The organism is Ruegeria sp. CE12 (genome assembly GCF_056537525.1).
Genome location: NZ_JBQFRS010000009.1, coordinates 1 through 19,351, shown reverse-complemented (window position 1 = coordinate 19,351; position 19,351 = coordinate 1). Strand labels below are relative to the sequence as shown.

At 53.5% G+C, this 19,351-nt stretch carries 23 protein-coding genes; 15 read left to right on the top strand and 8 right to left on the bottom strand.

What is annotated here, in order from left to right; translation table 11 throughout:
• Nucleotides 1-47: 47 nt before the first annotated feature.
• Nucleotides 48-935: a LysR family transcriptional regulator gene (locus ACR0IO_RS17800; protein WP_480743250.1), complete on the bottom strand. Its 888-nt coding sequence runs from the start codon at nucleotides 933-935 to the stop codon at nucleotides 48-50.
• Nucleotides 936-1,039: 104 nt separating this feature from the next.
• On the opposite strand from ACR0IO_RS17800, the gene ACR0IO_RS17795 reads away from it, so the two are divergent.
• The 8 genes from ACR0IO_RS17795 (at nucleotide 1,040) to ACR0IO_RS17760 (ending at nucleotide 6,332) form a co-directional block, all read left to right on the top strand.
• Entirely contained in the window at nucleotides 1,040-1,330 is a 291-nt protein-coding gene (locus tag ACR0IO_RS17795) for a putative quinol monooxygenase (protein ID WP_480743247.1), read from the top strand.
• 26 nt (nucleotides 1,331-1,356) lie between these two features.
• Nucleotides 1,357-2,370 carry a zinc-binding alcohol dehydrogenase family protein gene (locus ACR0IO_RS17790; RefSeq protein ID WP_480743244.1) on the top strand — a complete coding sequence of 338 codons (1,014 nt, stop codon included), beginning with the start codon at nucleotides 1,357-1,359 and terminating at the stop codon, nucleotides 2,368-2,370.
• The gene (locus ACR0IO_RS17785) at nucleotides 2,371-2,751 is read left to right on the top strand and encodes a VOC family protein (protein ID WP_480743242.1); all 381 of its coding nucleotides are present in this window, start codon (nucleotides 2,371-2,373) and stop codon (nucleotides 2,749-2,751) included.
• Between the two features lie 138 nt (nucleotides 2,752-2,889).
• Entirely contained in the window at nucleotides 2,890-3,273 is a 384-nt protein-coding gene (locus ACR0IO_RS17780) for a nuclear transport factor 2 family protein (RefSeq protein ID WP_480743240.1), read from the top strand.
• 137 nt (nucleotides 3,274-3,410) lie between these two features.
• Complete coding sequence (locus ACR0IO_RS17775) at nucleotides 3,411-3,914, top strand: aggregation factor core (RefSeq protein WP_480743238.1); 504 nt, start codon at nucleotides 3,411-3,413, stop codon at nucleotides 3,912-3,914.
• A gap of 13 nt (nucleotides 3,915-3,927) precedes the next feature.
• A complete protein-coding gene (locus ACR0IO_RS17770) occupies nucleotides 3,928-4,380 on the top strand; it encodes a TspO/MBR family protein (RefSeq protein WP_480743235.1) in 453 nt (150 codons plus the stop codon).
• An 11-nt stretch (nucleotides 4,381-4,391) separates the two neighbouring features.
• Nucleotides 4,392-4,946, top strand: coding sequence for a CIA30 family protein (locus ACR0IO_RS17765; RefSeq protein WP_480743233.1), 555 nt, complete (start codon nucleotides 4,392-4,394; stop codon nucleotides 4,944-4,946).
• A 213-nt stretch (nucleotides 4,947-5,159) separates the two neighbouring features.
• Entirely contained in the window at nucleotides 5,160-6,332 is a 1,173-nt protein-coding gene (locus ACR0IO_RS17760) for an adenylate/guanylate cyclase domain-containing protein (protein WP_155146605.1), read from the top strand.
• 137 nt (nucleotides 6,333-6,469) lie between these two features.
• Here the strand turns inward: ACR0IO_RS17760 and ACR0IO_RS17755 are convergent, their stop codons facing one another.
• From ACR0IO_RS17755 to ACR0IO_RS17735, 5 genes are all read right to left on the bottom strand, one after another.
• Complete coding sequence (locus ACR0IO_RS17755) at nucleotides 6,470-6,919, bottom strand: MarR family winged helix-turn-helix transcriptional regulator (protein WP_480743230.1); 450 nt, start codon at nucleotides 6,917-6,919, stop codon at nucleotides 6,470-6,472.
• Nucleotides 6,909-8,009: an Acg family FMN-binding oxidoreductase gene (locus tag ACR0IO_RS17750; RefSeq protein ID WP_480743227.1), complete on the bottom strand. Its 1,101-nt coding sequence runs from the start codon at nucleotides 8,007-8,009 to the stop codon at nucleotides 6,909-6,911. Before ACR0IO_RS17750 ends, ACR0IO_RS17755 begins: the two co-directional genes overlap by 11 nt.
• Before the next feature lie 216 nt (nucleotides 8,010-8,225).
• Nucleotides 8,226-8,903, bottom strand: coding sequence for a GntR family transcriptional regulator (locus tag ACR0IO_RS17745; protein ID WP_480743225.1), 678 nt, complete (start codon nucleotides 8,901-8,903; stop codon nucleotides 8,226-8,228).
• A complete protein-coding gene (locus tag ACR0IO_RS17740; RefSeq protein ID WP_480743223.1) occupies nucleotides 8,900-9,931 on the bottom strand; it encodes a Gfo/Idh/MocA family protein in 1,032 nt (343 codons plus the stop codon). Before ACR0IO_RS17740 ends, ACR0IO_RS17745 begins: the two co-directional genes overlap by 4 nt.
• Nucleotides 9,928-11,016 (bottom strand): isocitrate/isopropylmalate dehydrogenase family protein, encoded by a 1,089-nt coding sequence (locus tag ACR0IO_RS17735; RefSeq protein ID WP_480743220.1) that lies wholly within the window; start codon nucleotides 11,014-11,016, stop codon nucleotides 9,928-9,930. The genes ACR0IO_RS17740 and ACR0IO_RS17735 overlap by 4 nt, the downstream gene beginning before the upstream one ends.
• Nucleotides 11,017-11,151: 135 nt before the next feature.
• On the opposite strand from ACR0IO_RS17735, the gene ACR0IO_RS17730 reads away from it, so the two are divergent.
• Genes ACR0IO_RS17730 through otnC form a run of 7 tightly spaced genes read left to right on the top strand, consistent with a single transcriptional unit; the run spans nucleotide 11,152 to nucleotide 17,475 of the window.
• The gene (locus ACR0IO_RS17730; RefSeq protein ID WP_480743217.1) at nucleotides 11,152-12,159 is read left to right on the top strand and encodes a Bug family tripartite tricarboxylate transporter substrate binding protein; all 1,008 of its coding nucleotides are present in this window, start codon (nucleotides 11,152-11,154) and stop codon (nucleotides 12,157-12,159) included.
• A 57-nt stretch (nucleotides 12,160-12,216) separates the two neighbouring features.
• A complete protein-coding gene (locus tag ACR0IO_RS17725; RefSeq protein WP_170336736.1) occupies nucleotides 12,217-12,966 on the top strand; it encodes a hypothetical protein in 750 nt (249 codons plus the stop codon).
• 4 nt (nucleotides 12,967-12,970) lie between these two features.
• Nucleotides 12,971-14,482, top strand: coding sequence for a tripartite tricarboxylate transporter permease (locus ACR0IO_RS17720; RefSeq protein WP_480743214.1), 1,512 nt, complete (start codon nucleotides 12,971-12,973; stop codon nucleotides 14,480-14,482).
• Nucleotides 14,482-14,769, top strand: a complete 288-nt coding sequence (locus ACR0IO_RS17715) for a putative quinol monooxygenase (protein WP_480743212.1) — start codon at nucleotides 14,482-14,484, stop codon at nucleotides 14,767-14,769. The genes ACR0IO_RS17720 and ACR0IO_RS17715 overlap by 1 nt, the downstream gene beginning before the upstream one ends.
• Complete coding sequence (locus tag ACR0IO_RS17710) at nucleotides 14,766-15,563, top strand: N-acyl homoserine lactonase family protein (protein ID WP_480743210.1); 798 nt, start codon at nucleotides 14,766-14,768, stop codon at nucleotides 15,561-15,563. The genes ACR0IO_RS17715 and ACR0IO_RS17710 overlap by 4 nt, the downstream gene beginning before the upstream one ends.
• A complete protein-coding gene (gene otnK / locus ACR0IO_RS17705; protein WP_480743208.1) occupies nucleotides 15,560-16,837 on the top strand; it encodes a 3-oxo-tetronate kinase in 1,278 nt (425 codons plus the stop codon). The genes ACR0IO_RS17710 and otnK overlap by 4 nt, the downstream gene beginning before the upstream one ends.
• A complete protein-coding gene (gene otnC, locus ACR0IO_RS17700; protein ID WP_480743206.1) occupies nucleotides 16,834-17,475 on the top strand; it encodes a 3-oxo-tetronate 4-phosphate decarboxylase in 642 nt (213 codons plus the stop codon). The genes otnK and otnC overlap by 4 nt, the downstream gene beginning before the upstream one ends.
• A gap of 219 nt (nucleotides 17,476-17,694) precedes the next feature.
• On the opposite strand, the gene ACR0IO_RS17695 is transcribed toward otnC, so the two are convergent.
• Together ACR0IO_RS17695 and ACR0IO_RS17690 are read right to left on the bottom strand one after the other, a co-directional pair.
• Nucleotides 17,695-18,057, bottom strand: a complete 363-nt coding sequence (locus ACR0IO_RS17695; RefSeq protein WP_480743204.1) for a cupin domain-containing protein — start codon at nucleotides 18,055-18,057, stop codon at nucleotides 17,695-17,697.
• Nucleotides 18,058-18,121: 64 nt separating this feature from the next.
• On the bottom strand, nucleotides 18,122-19,162 hold the full coding sequence (locus ACR0IO_RS17690; protein ID WP_480743202.1) for a YeiH family protein: 1,041 nt from the start codon (nucleotides 19,160-19,162) through the stop codon (nucleotides 18,122-18,124).
• Nucleotides 19,163-19,351 lie beyond the last annotated feature (189 nt).

Sequence of the window (19,351 nt, the reverse complement as noted above, 5' to 3'; positions counted from 1 at the left end):
TAAGATAAGGTTCTTGTGACCAAACTTTAGTGTCTTCCCCGGCGGCCTCAACTCAAACCAAATTTACGACGCAAATGCTCGGCCAAGGCCGTTATGCGACGTGGTTGGGCGCGGCTAGGCGGAAACATCATTTGCAGAGGTTTCGGCGGTGGCAGGAAGTCGCGCAAGACAGAAACAAGTCTGCCAGATCGAACATCGTCGCCAACATCCAGCTCCGACTTTAATACGATCCCATGGCCTGCAATCGCCCAATCGCGGATGAGTGAACCATCATTGACTATTCGATTTCCCTTTACCGACACGCGCTGGGCATTTGGTCCAGATCCAAACTCCCAAACGTTGTCGATCATGTCGCCAAACCTCATGACCAAGCAGTTGTGGTTTAGTAGATCTTCTGGTTTTTCAGGCGTTCCGAATGAGGCCAGGTAACCTGGGGACGCACATACGAACCGTTGGTAGCTTCCCAGATTTCGCAATCTGAGCGAGCTGTCTGTGATGTTGCCAAAGCGAACGGCGAGGTCAAAACCCTGGCCTACAAGGTCGACATAGCCGTCCGAGAGAGACAGTTCGATTGAGACGGCGGGGTTCTCTTCGGTGAATTCGGCAATAACTTCGGAGACAAAGCTCCGTCCCAAATCGATAGGCGCGCTTATGCGAATTGGACCAGATAGAGTTTCGGCACCATGCCGAACAAGTGTGTCCAAGTCTGCAACCTCACTGAGTACGCTTTTTGCACCGTCGGCTAGTAACCGGCCTTCTTCAGTCAGGCTGATGGAACGGGTGGTTCGGTTGAATAAAACCACTCCGTAGTGTGCTTCTAGGGCCGCGAGGCGCTCGGATACTCTCGTGCTCGACATCCCTGTCTCCCGCGCCGCGGCCACAAGACTGCCTTTCTCGGCTATTGTCAGAAACAAGCGAAGATTGTCCAAAAGCATTAAACGGAATTTCCGGATTATATGTTCGATTTTTACCTGTTTATCCCGAAATGACTGCGGCGTAAATCTGGCACATCTCTCAAGAACACAAGGGACCTATTCCAATGGCCAAGCTGACAATCGTCGCCAACATCAAAGCCGACCCCGACAAGATTGACCTCGTAAAGGCCGAGTTGATCAAGCTCATCGACATAACCCGTGCCGAAGAGGGTTGCATTAACTACGATCTTCACCAGGACAACGACAACCCGGCTCATTTCGTGTTCTACGAAAACTGGGAAAGCCGAGAGCTTTGGCAAACCCACATGGGTGCTCAGCACCTTGCGGCTTACCTGGAAGCAACAGATGGCGCAGTTGCAGAATTCACGCTGAATGAGATGACAGTCATCGGTTGATAAAGAACCGGACAAAGGAGCACGTTATGAAAGCCGTAGGGTACCGTGAGACAGGGTCGATTGATCGCGTGGACGCCTTGATCGACTTCGAGGCCGACAAACCGACGCCAAAGGGGCACGACTTGTTGGTCAAGGTGCAGGCCGTGTCAGTAAATCCAGTCGATACGAAAATACGTCAAAAACGTGCTCCTGCAGGTCCAGCACCTGATATTCTGGGGTGGGACGCAGTAGGGATCGTCGAAGCCGTTGGCGAAGCGGTTGAGACTTTCAATCCGGGAGATACAGTTTGGTACGCCGGGGCGATCAACCGGCCGGGAACCAATGCCGAGTTTCATCTGGTAGATGAACGTATTGTCGGAGCCGCGCCAAAATCCATACCAACGACAGCGGCTGCGGCGATGCCGCTTACGACGTTAACTGCTTATGAGATGCTGTTCGACCGCTTGCGAGTCCAGGATGCCGTTCCCGGCGGAACCAGTACATTGCTGATCATAGGCGGCGCAGGCGGTGTCGGGTCAATTACCATTCAATTGGCCCGAGCTCTCACTGACTTGACGGTGATTGCCACTGCGTCCCGACCCGAGACACAAGACTGGGTTCGAGAGTTGGGCGCGCACCATGTCATCAACCATGCTGAACCTCTGGGACTGCAACTCGAGGCTCTCGGTATTGAAAGCGTGGATTTCATCTATTCAACGAACCATTCCCAACTTTATGCGTCTCAAGCTGGAGAGGTGATGACACCCCAAGGTCGCTTTGGGTTGATTGATGATCCTGAAGCCTTCGACATCGCGCCATTCAAACCCAAATCGATCTCATTGCATTGGGAGTTCATGTACACTCGGTCGCTTTTTGGGACTGGCGATATGAACCGTCAAAGTGAAATCCTGAATCAGGTCGCCGGGTTGATAGACGTTGGAAAGGTCAGAACCACGGCAACGGATACACTTGGTAGGATCAATGCCAGCAACTTAATGAAAGCGCATGCTATCCTTGAAAGCGGAAAAGCCAAAGGAAAGCTGGTGCTTGAGGGCTTCTAGATGCGAATTGAACGGTTGGATCATGTGAACATTGTGACGACCAGGTTGCCTGACATGGTCGCGTGGTATGAAGAGGTCCTGGGTTTAAAGCCCGGAGCCCGCCCCGATTTTCCGTTTCCTGGGGCTTGGTTGTATGCAGGTGACCACGCCATGGTCCACCTAGTGGGTCATGAAGGAACGCCCAATGTCGGCTCCGAAGTGCAGCTCAAGCTCGAGCATTTTGCGCTCTCAGCCACGGGGTTGAGTGCATTCGAAGAAAAACTGATCTCGAGGCAGATCCAGTATCGCAAAACGGAAGTCCCGGGGGCTCGAATGGTCCAAGTCCATGTGGCCGATCCTGATGGAAATCACATTCATATTGACTTCGAGGAAACCGAATAGGTGGCTAACCCGCGAAATAGTCGGAATGCAAAATCAAGCTCGTAACTTCTTGCCAATCAGTGATCGAGATCCTTGCCAGCTTGCCTCCAAGTACTTCACGGGCCAACAGTTTTAGTAAACGTCGATCTGGAGATCAGCATGCCGGACCTCGGAACAAACAAGAAAAACGTCATCGCTTTCTACGAAATGATGTTCAATGATTGTCGACCTGCCGAGGCCATAGCGACCTTTGTTGGTGAAACCTATACGCAGCACAACCCACATGTTGGCGACGGCAAGCAAGCTTTTGTCGAGTATTTCGAACGCATGGCTGCTGAATACCCGGGAAAGCGTGTGGACATAAAACGTGCCTTTGCTGAAGACGACCACGTTGTTCTGCATTGCCACCAAATCTGGCCCGATGGTCTCGAGTACGCAGGGATCGATATTTTTCGCCTGGATGCCGAAGGTAAGGTTGTTGAACATTGGGATGTTCTTCAGGAAGTTCCAGCAAACAGCGCGAATGACAATGGCATGTTTTGACTTAATCGATCTGAATGCGGTGCATGGAACCCGCGAAAGTACCTGTCGGCTGAACCACGATAATTAAAAGTCATAAGTCTGATCCAAGAAACCCGCCGAAACGTATCTATCGAGAACCCTTTAGCAAGGAGATAGATATGCTCCCGACCAGCATTCTTGCGGCGACCTTTGGATTACTCGTAGCGTCTTCGCTTCAAGCCGGAGTACAAATTCGCTTCATAGAAGGCGCACCCAAGGACCGTTTCGTTCTGACAAATGTAGGAACGTGCCAAGTTGAAGCCTCGAACGTCAAAATTGACCTGTCGCAATCTGCCGGACGATTAATTTTTGACGTGACCGAAATAGGTGCGGGCGTAGAGGTCTTCCAGCCTCTCGAATTCGTTGAGGGTGCAGATTCACTGCGTCAACTTCCTTCGGTTTTGGACGGGCAAAATACAATTGAACTTGAGATCGCCTCCCTCGCAGCCGGAGACACTCTAGCCTTTACCATCGATGTAGATGACACCATCGGGCAACGCGAAATCACCGTAACAGGGTCGGAGATCAAAGGTGCTACGGTGTCTTATTCCGACGCGGATGAGACCAGTACTGCGACCTTCTCTTCGGACGCGCTTGTCCATGTGACAACCAAGGACTGTTGAAAGCTATCCTACAATGTCGAATTGGTTGATCCGCATAACATTTCTTGCGCTCGTGTTGGGAGGTGGCATCCTGATCGGTACACTGACTGCACCTGGCGATTGGTATGCGCAGCTTTCTAAACCTGCTTTCAATCCACCGAATTGGATATTTGGCCCGGTCTGGACGGTGCTTTATGTGTTGATCGCCATGGCGGGGTGGCGTCAGTTCGAAGCAGACCGAAGCTCCACCAAAATGAAGTTGTGGTGGGCGCAGATGGGTCTGAACTTCTTTTGGTCCCCAACCTTTTTCGTATTGCAAATGCCGTGGGTGGCCCTTGTGGTCATTGTCGCGTTGCTGGCTGTCATCGTCGTGTTCATCGCTGAAGTCAGGCACACTGATCGAGTCTCTGCACTGGCCTTCCTGCCGTATTTAGCATGGGTCGCATTTGCCACGGCGCTTAATCTTTCCATTGCGATATTGAACTGAGGAAGGACAATATGCGTGGCAACTTCGTTGGGCTTGTTTCAGGTCTATTTATCATCGGATCTACAATGGCGCAGGCTGATGGAAATCTTACTGAGGACTTCTCCGAGTCTTCGGAGACGCGTTGGGACTACGTTGCCGACACTGTCATGGGAGGGGTCTCATCAGGGCAGGTGCAGTTTCGTTCGGAAAGTGAAGTTGCATTCGCGCGGTTGACCGGAACCGTCAGTACAGAAAACAACGGTGGCTTCATCCAGTTTCGACGCAAGTTGCCTGATCGGCCAGATGCGAGTGTTTCGGGCGTCAGGCTCTTGGTCCGGGGCAACGGCGAGCAATACTTCGTCCACCTCAGGACACGTGGCACGGTGCTTCCGTGGCTATACTATCAGGCCGGGTTTGCAACTTCTGAAGAATGGACCGAAGTCACTTTGCCTCTGTCAGACTTCAAGGCTTCAGGTTCCATGTTACGCGCTATTCCCGTCGCTGACGAAATCACCTCAGTTGGAGTTGTAGCCTTCGGGCGCGACCACGAGGTCCTCGTAGATGTCAGCGGGATTGGTTTCTATTGATGGTCGCCCGAGCGAAGGGCTGCAATCTTCAGTTAGGCCGGTTTGGAACCGCGCGAAATCGAAATGTACCAAACTATCTTTCCGATGGATTACAATCCAAAGATCACCCTAGCATCAACTTGGATCAGTCAGATCAGTTTGCTCAGTAAAAGCAAGCGACATTGCAAGTCCAATAGTCTTTGCTCATCGTTTCCGAGCGACTAAATTGGGCCCATGGAACAAGTCGCTCGACTAACCGAATGGATGATCACAGAAGGTCGGCGCTCCGGCGATCCCGTAAAGGTGGTGTCACAGTTTTGTTCCTCCTTGACCGAAGCCGGAGTTCCGCTTTGGCGAGCAAACATCGGCCAGCGCTTTGCCAACCCATTGCTTATTGCCTGGGGGGTAGTTTGGACGCCTGAAGGTACCGACAGCTACGACGTCACCCATGAGACGATGTTGACAGATGGTTATGTTGGGAGCTCATTCGAGTATATTCTTGCGAACAGAAAGCCACTTCACAAAAGTCTCCGGCAACTGGACTTAGAGACAGAGCATTCATCCTATCTGGAATTTGCAGAGCAAGGCGGTACCGACTACTATGCTACCTTGCTCTATTACGGTGATGGATCGTTGCATGGTTGCACCTTTGTTACGCAGTCGCCGGACGGATTTTCGCAGGATCATCTAAGACTGATTGAAGCGGCATTACCGGCCCTTTCTTCCGCTCTTGAGCCTGTTACGATGCGCAAATCGTCTAAAGGTTTACTTCGAACTTATTTAGGAGATGGACCTTCCGAGGCAGTCTGGAGCGGCAATATAAAGCGCGGTGAGCGAACAACTCTGGATGCCGTGGTGATGTTCTCTGATCTGCGAGGCTTTACGGCACTTTCCGAGACCTCTCCGGAAGAAGAAATCTTTGACACGCTTAGCGACTATTTTGATCTGGTGGTCAAAGCCGTAGAAGACAACGGTGGAGACGTCCTCAAGTTTATGGGCGACGGCATCCTGTCAATCTTTACTATTGAAACTCAAAATGACCACGCCGACCGATGCCGCATGGCAGCGCTCGCAGCCCAAAGCATATTGAGTGGTTTGAATTCTCTCAATTCACGACGAGAAGGTATTCAAAAACCGCCATTGGACATTGGTGTTGGAATCAACGTGGGGCAGGTCAGTTATGGTAATATCGGCAGCCCCGGCAGGCTTGATTTTACAGTTCTGGGCGGCGCGGTAAACGTCGCAAGCCGAATTGAAGGTTTAACAAAATCAATCGGTCGGAGAGTTTTGGCGACGTCAGTTGTTGCAAGTGCTGCACCGAACATGTTCGTCAGCTGTGGGGATCACGAAATACGTGGCCTTGCCCAACCCATTGAGCTGTTCTTTCTCTCTGAGCGCGCGCAATAACAAGGTGTGTGCCTCTGATGGTTGTGACATTTGCCTACACGTCCACATTGCCAAAAGGATCACTGCCGTTTCCCCGGGCGGAGATTGCATGATGTTCTGAGAATTTTACTGCTTTCTTGAGCTGACGCAGGTTGCGTCTAGTCCCGCTCACGGTCCAATGTTTCGCGAATGAGGGTCAGATTAGGTAAAGACCTGTGAAACGGTTCAGGCCCCAGTTCGAACAAAACTGGACCAAGAGCTTCCGACATCCGCTCCATACAAGCTTTCAAAAACTCCGCGCCTTGCGGCGTGGACCGAGCAATTTTTGAACGCCTATCATTGGGGTTGGCTTCAAGGGTAATCAGGGCATGGTTTTCAAGGCTGGCGAGCATGTGTGTCATCGAAGTCTTGGGCACTTGAAACGCGTTCGAAAGTTGCAGCGGAGTTTCCCCCTCAGGACGACGAACTAGATGCCCTAGTATCCCAAATTGAGTGGCAGTCATTCGGCCGGGTAAAAACGTTTCCAGCTTGGTCGAGATCAACTGATTGATGATCCCGACCTCGGTGAAGAACCGGTAGACTTCGTTGGTCTCATCTTCAGGCTTCATTCAGAATTCGTGTCTCCAGAGGCCAACGGGGCGTGGCAATTGGTTCAGGCCCATACCCCAAACGCAACAACATTTGCACCGTGTGGCCTGGTGACGCAAGAAGCTCATGCGCGAGAGCGTATTCATCGGCCATCTCAGGATACTCCTGAAGGGCCTGACTGACCGGATGAACGCCCAGGCCCATTTCGGTTGTCTTCAGGTAGAAACGCATCAACCGACGCCCGGCATCGAGTTGATCGCTTCGCGTATTTGTGGCTGTCGTAAGGACTGCGTATTGCGGCGTCGCGTCTAGCATGGCGAAGTAGCCTCGCATGTGTGACTGAGTGCCTGGGTGGTCAACGTTCATCAGGGTCTCATTGTCCAATACGCCGGTAAGTCGCAGTGTTTCCAGCATGGGATCGCGCAATTCAATCCCGTCCGGGTTGGCATTGATTTCTGCTTTCCCGATCCGCATCAGGTCGACGGACTCTTTCAGGGTCTGCGGTGTTCGCATTTCGATTTCAAAGGCGCGTTTCGTGAGATCTCGAACACGGGTCACTAGATCCTCATCGGCAATCAGAGTGGCATAGTTTTCAAGGACTGACATTTCCGCCTCGGACAGCCCCTGTTCAGTGTACGGTTCTTTGTTTGAATGTCGGTTGAGGATTTGATCTGAAAGTGGATCGGATGCCCCGCCAGGAACAAACACCGCTTCTGCAATAGGTCCGTCATCCCCATCTGGCAGCAACTTGACCTCATTATCAAACCCGAGAGCACCTGCCGCCAATACCATCGTCTCAACAAAGGCGCCGAGGCCAATATAGAGCTGGCGGTGGTAAGGATCGGTTTCCGGAAGCTCGCGATCAGGATCACGGTGGATGCGCACCTTGTCTTGCCCAACCAACTCGACCAGCCAAGGTTGCAAGTTGTGCGGATTGGGGGCGAGAATTGCATAGGACAAAGCGGCTTTGCGTGGGTCGTCATACGGTTTTGGCTTCCACGGAGCCAGCGCGTCATGCGGTGTGCGTGTAGCTAGGAACGCAACCGCGCCCGTTGCCGCCAGTATTGTGCCTCCGCCTAGAATTTTGAGAAAACGTCTTCGGTTTGGCATGTTGACTCTCCAGTAGTACGATATCGTACTAATTTAATACGAATTCGTACCACATCAACCCCAATCGATGCAGTGATTGGTTGAGTGATTTGAAAAAAGAAACTCAGAACAGCCGGACGCAACTGTCGACTGCCGTGGCAGACAATTATTCGGAGCGCTTTTTTTTGCCGAAAGTAAGCAGTTTTTCTAGCCGATTAACGATCGGATACGAGAAGATCAGAGGCTGTTAAGCCGATGCTTTTCGAGTATCCCGCAAAGCATAGCCTGTGCTTGCAGCCTGTGCTCACGATGTCGTTCACGAGCAACATCCGGTCGACCTTCACTAATCGCTTGGAAAACGACTCGGTGATCTTCATTGGATTTGACGGGTAGGGGCCTGATGAACAACGTCGTTGCGCGCGCGCGACGCACCTGATCGCTCATCATGGCGACAATCGCTTCGACCCGTTTGTTGCCACCCAACCGAACGAGCTCCTGATGAAACAACTCGTCGGCTTCGGCCCAGGCTTCTAGGTCTTCGGTTTCGATGGCTTGGTCCATCTTTGCAATCGATCCGGCAAGTACCGCCAGTTCATCTTCTGAATAACCCGCTTCGGCAGCGCGCTGTGCTGCGAGACTCTCGAGTTCCGTCAGTATGTCGTAAATTTCACGCATATCATCTGATGAAACAGGCAGTATCCGCACGCCCTTGCGGGGCCGCATTTCAAGCAACCCTTTACTTTCTAACATCAGCGCAGCTTCCCGTATCGGAGTGCGGGACATGCCCAGAGTTTCGGCGAGTTCCGACTCCAGATGGTCAGTCCCGGCCGCAAGTTCGCCGGACAGGATCATCTGTCGCAAATCCCTAACAGCGCGTTGCGTATTGGAAAGAGTTTTGTTGTCCTGATCCTTCACGGCGTCTCCAGGTTGATTTTTCGTCCCTCCGCAGCCGAAAGATAGATCTTCTCTTCGATGCGGATCACGTCCAGATAATCTCGGGCCGTGTTTTCCAGCGGCGTGCCCCGTAGAAGGCCTGAAACAACGTGACTTTGCAAGGCGTGGACACAATCTCCGCCAAATCCATCATGGTCGCTCGGAGGAAGAATTTGCTGTCGCTCCAGTTTTCCAAAACCGCGGAGTTCTACTGAACCGTCGCCGTTAAGAACCAGTGATCCTTCTGTGCCTTCGATGAGCGCTTCGCCCATGGTCTGACGCAGGTTTTCGGCGCTGTGGTCAAGGCATCTGTTGCCATCGAACAAAGCTTTCAAACCGTTGGGATGGTCAAACAGGATGTAACCTGCATCCTCGCCTGCGATAACCGGGTTAACTTGGCGCAAGTCTGCGTAAACTGCGCTGGGCGTATCGAATAAAAACCGGAATGTGTCTACCCAGTGAACCGCTGTTTCATGAACCAGGAAACGTGGCATGTCCTGAAAGTACGGCTGCCGGTCTAGGTAGGCGCGTGGTCCCTGTCCGTCACCGGGCCGAAGCCGGAAAGTCGCTTGGAGAGGTGTACCAATTCGACCTTCGGTCATCGCCTCTTTGATTGCGCGATACCAAGGCTGGAAGCGAAAGTTCTCGTGCACAACAATAGTTGCCCTAACTGCTTCAGCCTCGGAGACGATCTTCTCCGCTTCATCCAGAGACATGCAAAATGGCTTTTGGCAGATCAACCACTTTATTCCAGAGCGCAGTGCCGTTCGGATGGCGTCGGCCTGCGCCACAGGTGGAAGGATGATGTCCACGAGATCTGGTTTTTCCGCCTCCAGCATTTTTGACAGATCATCGTAGGCGGCCAGTCCTGTTTCTTTCGCCTTGTTGATATCACGGTTGCAGGATGCAATCGGAACCGCTCCGGGCATTCGAGACCAGCTTTCGTAGTGGAATTTGCTGAAGTATCCCGCTCCAACACACGCAACCTTGATGGCTTGTTGAGTATTCATGCCCGCAATGCTTCCAATACCGACGCGGCTGCATCCCGCGTTCCGGCGGTGCCACCTAGGTCACGGGTCAGGTTCTGTCCGTTCGCAGTCACCTTTTCCACGGCTTCGCGCAATCGTGCGCCGTCGTTGGACAGTTCCGGGTGATCATGGGTCAAGCCTAACCATTCCAGCATCATTGCCGCGGACAGGATCATCGCAAAGGGGTTGGCAATGCCTTGTCCCGCAATGTCCGGTGCGGAGCCGTGACAGGGTTGGAACACAGCGTGGTTTAAACCAATATCCGCTGAAGGAGCCAGTCCAAGTCCACCCATCAGACCCGCACCAAGGTCGGAGAGGATGTCTCCGAACATGTTCTCGGTCACCAAGACATCAAATTCCCAAGGCTTTTGGACCATCCAGAGGGCGGTAGCATCGACATAGGCATGGTCTGCCTGCAAATCCGGATGGTTGGCCGCCTCAGCGTCAAACATCGATCTGAAGAACGCAAATGCACGGAATACATTGGCTTTGTCGACACATGTAACCCGTCCTGGCCCGCGTCCGGATGCTTTCCGGTTTTTGGCGAGGTCAAACGCAAACCGGAATAGTTTTTCGGATACATCACGGGTGATCAGAAGAGTTTCGCGTGCTTCGTGTTCAGTAACTTCGCCAGCGCCTTGGGTGAAGAACAGTCCTTCTGTGCTTTCGCGTATCAAGACAAAGTCGATCTCTTTTCCGGGAGGCAGCGCCAATGGGGTCATTTGTCTACTGCTTACCTTTACTGGCCGCACCCCAGCGAAAAGCCCCAGCTGCTTTCGCAGATCGATCTGCGGTGAAATCTCGGTTCCGTCAGGGTAGCGAACATCCGGCAAACCCATTGCAGACAGCAGAATCGCGTCGGCATTGCGTGCAGTTTCGAGTGACCCAGCCGGAAACGATTCTCCAGTTTTGGCGTAGTGGCCTGCGCCTGCCGGAGCGTCTGTAAACACCAGTTCGTAGGAAGGACTGCCGCGCGAGAGCTGACGCAGGATTTCAAGCGTAGGGGCCATAATTTCAGGGCCGATTCCGTCCCCGTGGAACACTGCCACATCATAACTTTTCTTCATCTTAGCCCGCTTCCTTCCCGTTTCGCATTCATAGCGCGATAGCAGCTTTCACCACAGTCCGTTGACAATGCATTCTTTAATGTATACGCAAATAAATTCAATAATAAACGCAAAGTTGTTTGGGAGGACTTGGAAATGAAACTGAAGCTAGGGCGGTTGGCGGCCGCGGTTGCTATGGCGACGGGGATTGCTGGGGCTGCTGCTGCGCAGGATTATCCCTATCGTGATATAACCACAGCTGTGGTCTGGGGGGCCGGTGGTGGCACGGACACGATCAACCGAATGATCATGGCCGAGATGGAAAAACACCTTCCGGTTTCGATCAATGTGATCAATCAAACAGGTGGGGTCGCAGGCTCCAACGGCATGGTCTACGTCATGAACCAACCAGACGATGGCTACACATTGGTTGGTCTGTCTGAATCGAACGTCACCGCTGCTGTGCAGGGTGGTTGGGATAAGAAATTTGACTTTTGGTATCCGTTTATTGTTGGCGGATCACCCGATTTGATCTCGGTTCCAGCGGACAGCCCTTACAACACTCTGGAAGAACTGGTCGACGCTGCAAAAGCTGCTCCTGGCACTATTCCAGCGGCTGCTTCCGGTGCAGGTTCGATCCACCATTTGAATCTTCTGGCCATCGAAAAAGGGTCAGGGACTGAGTTCAAGTTTGTTCCATACAAAGGCTCAGCGCCAGGGCAGGAAGCAGCGATAGCGGGCGAAGTTGCGTTGGTTGTGACCTCACTGGCTGAACAAGCTCCGCTGATCGAAGGCGGTCAGTTGAAACCGCTCGCGATGCTGACGCCCGAAGATGCGCAGATTGCAGGGGCAACAGTGCCTTCTGCCTTTGGCATTTATGACGGTCTAGATCAGTATTTACCGCTCAAACAGGCCATCGGGTTTGCAGTTCACAGTTCAGCCGGGGACGACGTAAAGGCCGCACTTGGTGATGCTTTCGAGCAAGCGATTGCCTCCGACACCGTCGCTGAATGGGCCGTGGCAAACAATTACGATGTCGGTGGTCAACACGGCGAAGAAGCTCAGGAGCTGTTTGCGAACCTTGAGGCGACATTTGCCTACACCTTGCAAGATCTGGGCGCAGCGACCGTCGATCCGGCGTCGCTGGGCATCGAGAAGCCATAATCCGATCACTTTTGAAAGGGCGCGCCTGATCGCGCCCTTTCCGACAAGAGGCAGGCAATGGACAAACCTGACGATACACTGATCATGCGGGCGCGCGATTTCTGGGCATCGATTGGTCTGATAGCAATTTCCACCTTTTTCCTTTGGAAGACGTTGGACATCCCTCTTTGGGGTGAAAACCGCGCAGGTGTAAGTGGATCGGATTGGTACAACTCGGCTGCAATTGTACCGCTGTTCATCTTCGGGGGATTGCTTGGCTTGTCCTTCGTTTTGCTGGCTATTTCAATCCGCTCAGGTGGAGCCCAAAACGCGCTCAGTGCTTTGGGCATCGGGTGGGATAAGTCGGAAGCCTATCGAGTTTCAACAATAGGCCTGATCCTTCTTGCATATGTCGTTGGGTTGGTTCCAAGAGTGGACTTCATTCTGTGTTCTGGCTTGCTGATTACAGCTTTGACTTACGGCTACTACGGCGGTCACGCGCGGCGTGCTTTGGTGGCTTGTATCGCAATTGTCGTCGCCGGCTTGTTTGCGTTCGCCGTGTTTCCTGCTCAGGCGGATTGGAATGCACACGGTGATGATTGGTTCACACTGGCCTTGTGGATGGCGTTAACACTAGTGGTGTTGACCAAAGCGGCTTCCGAACGCGTTTTGCGGTTCGTTCCATTGGTGGCAATACTTGCCCCGCTCATCCTCGTTTGTGCGATGGCCTTTGTTTTCCGGCAGAACGTGCCCGCGCGCGGCGGGCTGATCTTCAAGCAAATCGAATACCACTACTACGTGACGCTTCGTCCGTTATGGAAAGACTGACCGGATGGACTTTATCCTTTCGCAACTGGCTGGATTCGGGACCGGCTTCGTGGGCCTGGCAGTGGACCCTCTGACCTATCTGTATTTGATCGCATCCGTGTTCCTGGGCATCATGTTCGGCGCATTGCCCGGTCTGACCGCAACGCTGGCAGTGACGATCCTGACGGGATTTTTCGGCAACAAGATCCCATTGGACTATTCGCTTATCGCTTTGCTTGGGGCCTATGTCGGCGCGATTTACGGCGGCTCTTACCCTTCTATTCTGCTGAACATTCCGGGCACGGCAGCCAGCGCGGCAACGGCCATGGATGGCTACCCTCTGGCCAAAGCGGGTCGAGGTGGCGAAGCACTAGGGCTGACCACGACGGCCAGTTTCATTGGCACAGTAATCGGGACCATCACGCTTTTGATTTTTGTCTGGGCGCTGCTTTTGGTTTCAAAGAACATCGCAAGCCCGGAGAAAGCATTGCTGGCCCTGTTCGGTATTCTGCTTTCTGGCACTTTGATGAGCGAAGACCTGGTGATTAAGGGATGGATCGCCGGTCTGATCGGGCTTGCGATGTCCATGGTGGGACTCGACCCTCTGTTGTCTGAGCCGCGCTATACCTTTGGTTGGTCTTACCTGATGAGCGGATTTCAGGTTGTGCCGGTTTTGATGGGGGCCTTTGCGATCCCCCAAATCATTGATGGTTTGAGGCACGTTGAGGCCGGGAAAGTTCTGGCCCTGAAAGGTCGTATCCTTCCGAACCTACGCTCCATCCGACGCTATCTGCCCACCATTGGCCGGTCAGGAGTGATTGGAACTGGGGTAGGAGCACTTCCCGGCGTCGGCGAAGATGTTGCCGGTTGGGTCAGTTACGGTGTCGGTAAGACTGTATCTGCCGAGGGCGATAAGTTTGGAAAAGGGTCATTGGAAGGTCTGCTGTGCTCTGAAACAGCAAACAACGCCTGCATTGGGGGCGCGCTAATCCCGCTTTTGGTTTTGGGTATTCCCGGTTCACCACCCGCCGCGGCTTTGATGGGGGCCTTCAAGATCAACAACGTGATCCCAGGTCCGACGATAGACCCCGAGATTATTCTGCGTGTGGTTGCAATCTTGGTGCTGGCCTCCCTGACAATGTTCTTGATGGGGCTTTTCACCGCTCGGGTCTTTATCAAAATACTCGCCATCCCGCAGACCATCTTCTTGCCCGTTGTTATGGTTCTGACAACAATCGGGTCTTTCAGCGTTGGTGGTGGCATCAATGATCTCTACCTGATGCTCGGTGTCGGTGCGGTTGCCTATTTCATGAACTTGATGAAATACCCAATCGCGCCGTTGGTGATCGGGGTTATTCTGGGCAGCCTGTTTGACGAAACCTTCCGCCGGTCGCTGTTCTTGGCGGATGGGGATCTTGCGGTCTTCTTTTCACGACCTGGTGCCGCCATTCTGCTGGTGCTCAACATTGGTCTGATCCTAAGCCAACTGCCTGTTGCGAAGCGCGCTTTCTCACGTCTGAAAGGACTTTCCGTCTGATGTTTGTGGTTACTGTCACTTTCACTCTCAAGCCCGGTACGCGGGACACCTTTTTGCCGCTGATGGTCGAAAACGCTTCAACCTCTTTGCGTGAAGAAGCCGGATGCCAGCAGTTTGACGTTTGCCTCGGCGATGATCCTGAGACAGTTTTTCTCTATGAGGTTTATGATGACAGCGCGGCCTTCTCTGTCCACCTAGAAAGCGCGCATTTTCAGTCCTTCGATACGGCAGTGGCTGATATGATCGCCACCAAGGTGGTTCACCAGTATTCCGAGGTCATCCGATGAACGATTGGGAAATCCACGCCGTGAAATACGCGGATCGCAACGCCCGGACGCGAGCTGATAGTTTCATCATCGATGATAATCACGACGCGCCTCATGCGATGGATTATTTCGTTTGGGTGCTCAAACGCGGCAACAAAGTCATTCTGGTCGATACTGGTTACGATACCGAAGAGGCCGCCGCCCGTGGTCGTCCCATCGCGATGGACCCTCGCGAGGCTTTGCGACCCTTAGGCATCGCGCCGGAAGCGGTGACTGAGGTCATCGTGACCCATCTTCACTATGACCACGCAGGGGGGCTGCATATGTTCCCCAACGCAAAGTTGCACATACAGTCGGCGGAAATGGCCTTCGCAACAGGCCCCTGCATGTGCCATGACCAACTACGTGCGCCTTTCACGGCTGGCCATGTTTGCGAGGTCGTAAAGCGACTCTATTCAGGGAAGGTCGTGTTCTACGATGGAGAGGCCGAGATTGCGGATGGCGTGACCGTGCACTGTATTGGCGGGCATTCGCGTGGGTTACAATGCGTTCGTGTAAGGACGGCAGCCGGGTGGATGGTTCTGGCCTCGGACGCCTCGCACTACTATGAGAATTTCATGGCGCGTAAAGCTTTTCCCATCGTCGTCGATCTGCAGGACATGATGGATGGTTTCGAGACGCTCGAGAGATTGGCCTCGCATCCTCGACTTATCGTGCCCGGCCATGATCCGCTTGTGCGAGAGGTTTTTCCCGTCGGTGCTGCGCCGCATATCCATAGACTGGATCCTGGGCCAACCAGTGACATCAAACTATGAAGATCGGCGTCATAGCGGACGACTTCACTGGTGCGAGCGATATTGCGAACACATTGGCGAAGGGCGTACAGCCGGAAGGTGGATTACGAACGGCTCAGTTCCCGGGTATTCCAACAACCCCAGCCGACGAGGAGATCGAAGCGGGTGTGATCTCGCTCAAAAGCCGAACCGCACCTGTCGAAGAAGCTGTTGCGGACAGCTTGCAAGCTCTGCGGTGGCTTAAGGATCAAGGATGCCAGCAGTTCATCTTCAAGTACTGCTCGACCTTCGATTCCACTACGGAGGGAAATATTGGCCCCGTTGCGGAAGCGCTGGCCAACGAACTGGGCGCGCAAAAGGTGGTTTTCTGCCCGGCCTTTCCGACAACGGGACGCACGGTCTATCACGGTCATTTATTTGTGCTCGGTAAGCTGTTGCACGAGTCTGGGATGGAAAAGCACCCTCTTACTCCGATGACGGATGCCAACATCAGGCGATGGTTGCAGTATCAGACCCAAGAAGCGGTAGGGCAGGTGTCAATTGACGCCGTAAAGCAAGGATCAGAGGCGATTGCAGTTGCTTTGCAGAACGCCGACGAACGATTTGTGATTGGCGATGCGATTTCGGATGAAGATTTGCTGGCCTGGGGCGAGGCTCTGAAGGATGCCCAGCTCATTTCCGGGGGATCCGGGATAGCATTGGGCCTACCCAGAAACTTCGTCAGAAAAGCTTCGTCCAAAAGAGGTGACAGTGTCTTCACAGGTATCACTGGGCCCGCCGCCATCCTTGCAGGATCATGTTCAGGTGCGACACGCGGGCAGATCGATGTTCATGCGGAATCCAATCCGACGTTCGCCATCGATGTTCCGGGTGTCATGTCCGGGGATGTGACCACGCAAACGCTTCTGGATTTCTTTGAAACGCATCCGGGTCAGGCACCGCTCGCGTATTCATCGGGAAGCCCCGAGGATGTGCGCGCGATCCAAAATCAATTTGGTCAGGAAGCAGTTGCGGACAAGCTGGACAATCTCTTTGCAGATACCGCGCGAAAGCTTGCCGAAGCGGGGTACAAGCGATTGGTCGTGGCAGGAGGGGAAACCTCGGGAGCTGTTGCTAGGGCCGTCTCTGAGGCACTGGGGTCACCGGCCATGTCAATAGGGCCAGAGATTGACCCGGGCGTACCGGTCCTGAGCGTCGGAAAGACCGAACCCATTGCGATAGCACTAAAGTCTGGAAACTTTGGCGCTCCAGACTTCTTCACGAAGGCGCTGAGAATAATGGAGGCAGGCAAATGAGGTCGGATGAATGGGCTATGCGGCAGCAGATGTCGAAGCTGTGTGCTTCGCTATTTGCCCGTGGCTTTTCCGTCGGCACTGCGGGCAATGTCTCTGCACGTCTTCACGACGGAATCCTTATGACGCCAACGAATTCGACCTTGGGCGATATCGATCCTGAGTGCATCGCCAAGATTGATTTGGATGGCAACCACGTCTCCGGGGACAAGCCGACCAAGGAAGTCTTTCTGCATCAAGCCTTCTATGAGACGCGGCCAAAAACGGGCGCGGTGGTGCACCTGCATTCGACCTGGGCCACTGCTCTGTCTTGTCTGGAAGACACCGATCCCAATGACTGTATCCCACCGCTGACACCATACGTGGTGATGCGCGTCGGTACGGTCAAACTGGTTCCATACGTCAAGCCGGGTGACCCGAAATCCGGTGATTTGATCCGCGAACTGGGGGGCAAGTATAGTGCGGTTCTGTTGGCCAATCACGGCCCCGTCGTTTCGGGAAAGGACCTCTTCTCAGCTGTTTGTGCAGCAGAAGAGTTGGAAGAAACGGCCAAGCTGCTAGTGGCTTTGCGCGGCCTGCCAACCCGCCTACTGGATGCTGAAAAAGTCGCAGAACTCAAAGAGACTTTCGGAAGGATGTAATTGGACACCGATAGGAGGAGCGTGCAAACTTTTGGGCAAATCATGCAAAATTTTGCGCAAGTACACCTGAATTAAATGAATGAAATCAATAGTATGAACGCAGGGTTATGAACGCGTCTACACTAACCGGATCTGCAAGAACTCACGATCTCAGTTCTGCGCCCCCGTCTGTGACGGGGGCGATTTACGTTTGTCTTGCTCTGAAGCCGGCTTACTCACTCAGGAGCAGTCGCGGATGACAAAGTGTTTGGTTGTTTCTTCCACCACTTCCCAAAATCCACGAAACCCGTTTGGGATCATAAAGCTGTCGCCGGTGCGAAAATCCTGCCGCGTTCCATCTTCATGGATCAGTGCGCAATGGCCTTTGACGATATAGCAGTATTCATCCTTATCGGTGAATGCATGCCATTTGCCCGGCGTTGACGTCCATGTCCCTGCAGATAGCGCGCCATCCGGGCTCGTGAAGTGCATTCCGATCTTGTGGTAGGGATCGCCGTCGACGACGCGGTCCGGCAAATCAGCCAGACGACGCTCGCTGCGGTTTGAAGGTTCGTCGAACAGATTGATGACATGTGCTGTCATAGTGATGTCTCCAGATATGCTTGGAATACTCTTTCGATAGTTATCATCGGCATCCTGCCCCAACTCACATATGCACTACATAGACGCCTATGAGGACGAACAGTGCGATAAAGATGGTTTCGGCCACAATCAGTGCAATCGCTTGTCCACCCACGTCCAGGATGCGTTTCAGCGACGTTTTCATGCCAACCGCAGCGATCGAAACAAGCAGCGCCCAGCGGCTCAGGCTGGCCATAGCGTCGGCGATTGCCGCAGGAATGAACCCGAGCGAATTCAGTGTTGCAAAGATCAAGAAGCCTACAACAAACATCGGCAGAATTGGTGGGCGCTTTCCGCTTTCATCGGCAAAATCAGCGTGGCGACGAACCAAGGCCGAAATCACCAGAACAACAGGTGCAAGCATGGCGACACGGATCAGTTTCACAAGCGTTGCGACCTCACCGGCTTCATCCGAAACCGAGAAACCAGCTCCGACAACCTGCGCCACGTCGTGGATCGTGCCACCGAGGAAAACACCGGACACCTCTGCGTCAAAATCAAAAGCTTCGGTCAGGATCGGGTAGGCGATCATTGCGATCGTCGAAAGGACCGTCACCGACAACACGGTAAAGATCAAATTTCGTTCGGAATGTTCATTCTTGGGCAAGATGGCCGAAATCGCCATCGCTGCAGAGGCACCGCAGATCGCCACGGATCCTCCGGTCAAAACACCAAATCGCCATCCACGGCCCAGCAGACGCGCGCCCAGCAGTCCAAACAGGATGGTCAGGAACACGCCTGCGACCACGACTGCAATCAGCTGAGGCCCCAGGTTCATCATGAGCTCTAACGAGATACGCGCGCCCAGCAGTGCCACACCAAATCGCAGAACGGTCCGCGCGGTGAAATCAATGCCTGCCTTGCAATTTCCGGCATCGTCTTCGGCCAGAAAATGAAACGCGATACCTAGCAATAGCGCCATCAACATTGCTGGTGCGCCGTAATGTTCCGACAGAAATTGCGCAGCGACCGCAACAACAACGGACACAAGAAACCCGTTTCCGTTCCTACGAACAAAATTAACCGCCCCCTGAAGGGGCGACTGAGATGCACTCTTCGCCTGCATCGGTTTTCCTTACCTGAAATCACGCCTTTATGGCGGAGTAGATCGAAATTCTCCGGGCCAGCCAAGGCCCGGAGGTAGTATTTTCAGGCCGCTTTTGCTTACGCCTCTTGTGGTGTCATGTCGTTTGCGTCGATGCCTGCGACTGCGACGGGTTTTTTCATGGCGTCGCGGCGGAAGGGTTCACCCAGT

What these genes read in the sequence shown, in the direction of transcription:
- ACR0IO_RS17800 (WP_480743250.1), bottom strand. Translation starts at nt 935, where the DNA reads ATGCTTTTGGACAATCTTCGCTTGTTTCTGACAATAGCCGAGAAAGGC.
- ACR0IO_RS17795 (WP_480743247.1), top strand. Translation starts at nt 1,040, where the DNA reads ATGGCCAAGCTGACAATCGTCGCCAACATCAAAGCCGACCCCGACAAG.
- ACR0IO_RS17790 (WP_480743244.1), top strand. Translation starts at nt 1,357, where the DNA reads ATGAAAGCCGTAGGGTACCGTGAGACAGGGTCGATTGATCGCGTGGAC.
- ACR0IO_RS17785 (WP_480743242.1), top strand. Translation starts at nt 2,371, where the DNA reads ATGCGAATTGAACGGTTGGATCATGTGAACATTGTGACGACCAGGTTG.
- ACR0IO_RS17780 (WP_480743240.1), top strand. Translation starts at nt 2,890, where the DNA reads ATGCCGGACCTCGGAACAAACAAGAAAAACGTCATCGCTTTCTACGAA.
- ACR0IO_RS17775 (WP_480743238.1), top strand. Translation starts at nt 3,411, where the DNA reads ATGCTCCCGACCAGCATTCTTGCGGCGACCTTTGGATTACTCGTAGCG.
- ACR0IO_RS17770 (WP_480743235.1), top strand. Translation starts at nt 3,928, where the DNA reads ATGTCGAATTGGTTGATCCGCATAACATTTCTTGCGCTCGTGTTGGGA.
- ACR0IO_RS17765 (WP_480743233.1), top strand. Translation starts at nt 4,392, where the DNA reads ATGCGTGGCAACTTCGTTGGGCTTGTTTCAGGTCTATTTATCATCGGA.
- ACR0IO_RS17760 (WP_155146605.1), top strand. Translation starts at nt 5,160, where the DNA reads ATGGAACAAGTCGCTCGACTAACCGAATGGATGATCACAGAAGGTCGG.
- ACR0IO_RS17755 (WP_480743230.1), bottom strand. Translation starts at nt 6,919, where the DNA reads ATGAAGCCTGAAGATGAGACCAACGAAGTCTACCGGTTCTTCACCGAG.
- ACR0IO_RS17750 (WP_480743227.1), bottom strand. Translation starts at nt 8,009, where the DNA reads ATGCCAAACCGAAGACGTTTTCTCAAAATTCTAGGCGGAGGCACAATA.
- ACR0IO_RS17740 (WP_480743223.1), bottom strand. Translation starts at nt 9,931, where the DNA reads ATGAATACTCAACAAGCCATCAAGGTTGCGTGTGTTGGAGCGGGATAC.
- ACR0IO_RS17735 (WP_480743220.1), bottom strand. Translation starts at nt 11,016, where the DNA reads ATGAAGAAAAGTTATGATGTGGCAGTGTTCCACGGGGACGGAATCGGC.
- ACR0IO_RS17730 (WP_480743217.1), top strand. Translation starts at nt 11,152, where the DNA reads ATGAAACTGAAGCTAGGGCGGTTGGCGGCCGCGGTTGCTATGGCGACG.
- ACR0IO_RS17725 (WP_170336736.1), top strand. Translation starts at nt 12,217, where the DNA reads ATGGACAAACCTGACGATACACTGATCATGCGGGCGCGCGATTTCTGG.
- ACR0IO_RS17720 (WP_480743214.1), top strand. Translation starts at nt 12,971, where the DNA reads ATGGACTTTATCCTTTCGCAACTGGCTGGATTCGGGACCGGCTTCGTG.
- ACR0IO_RS17715 (WP_480743212.1), top strand. Translation starts at nt 14,482, where the DNA reads ATGTTTGTGGTTACTGTCACTTTCACTCTCAAGCCCGGTACGCGGGAC.
- ACR0IO_RS17710 (WP_480743210.1), top strand. Translation starts at nt 14,766, where the DNA reads ATGAACGATTGGGAAATCCACGCCGTGAAATACGCGGATCGCAACGCC.
- otnK (WP_480743208.1), top strand. Translation starts at nt 15,560, where the DNA reads ATGAAGATCGGCGTCATAGCGGACGACTTCACTGGTGCGAGCGATATT.
- otnC (WP_480743206.1), top strand. Translation starts at nt 16,834, where the DNA reads ATGAGGTCGGATGAATGGGCTATGCGGCAGCAGATGTCGAAGCTGTGT.
- ACR0IO_RS17695 (WP_480743204.1), bottom strand. Translation starts at nt 18,057, where the DNA reads ATGACAGCACATGTCATCAATCTGTTCGACGAACCTTCAAACCGCAGC.
- ACR0IO_RS17690 (WP_480743202.1), bottom strand. Translation starts at nt 19,162, where the DNA reads ATGCAGGCGAAGAGTGCATCTCAGTCGCCCCTTCAGGGGGCGGTTAAT.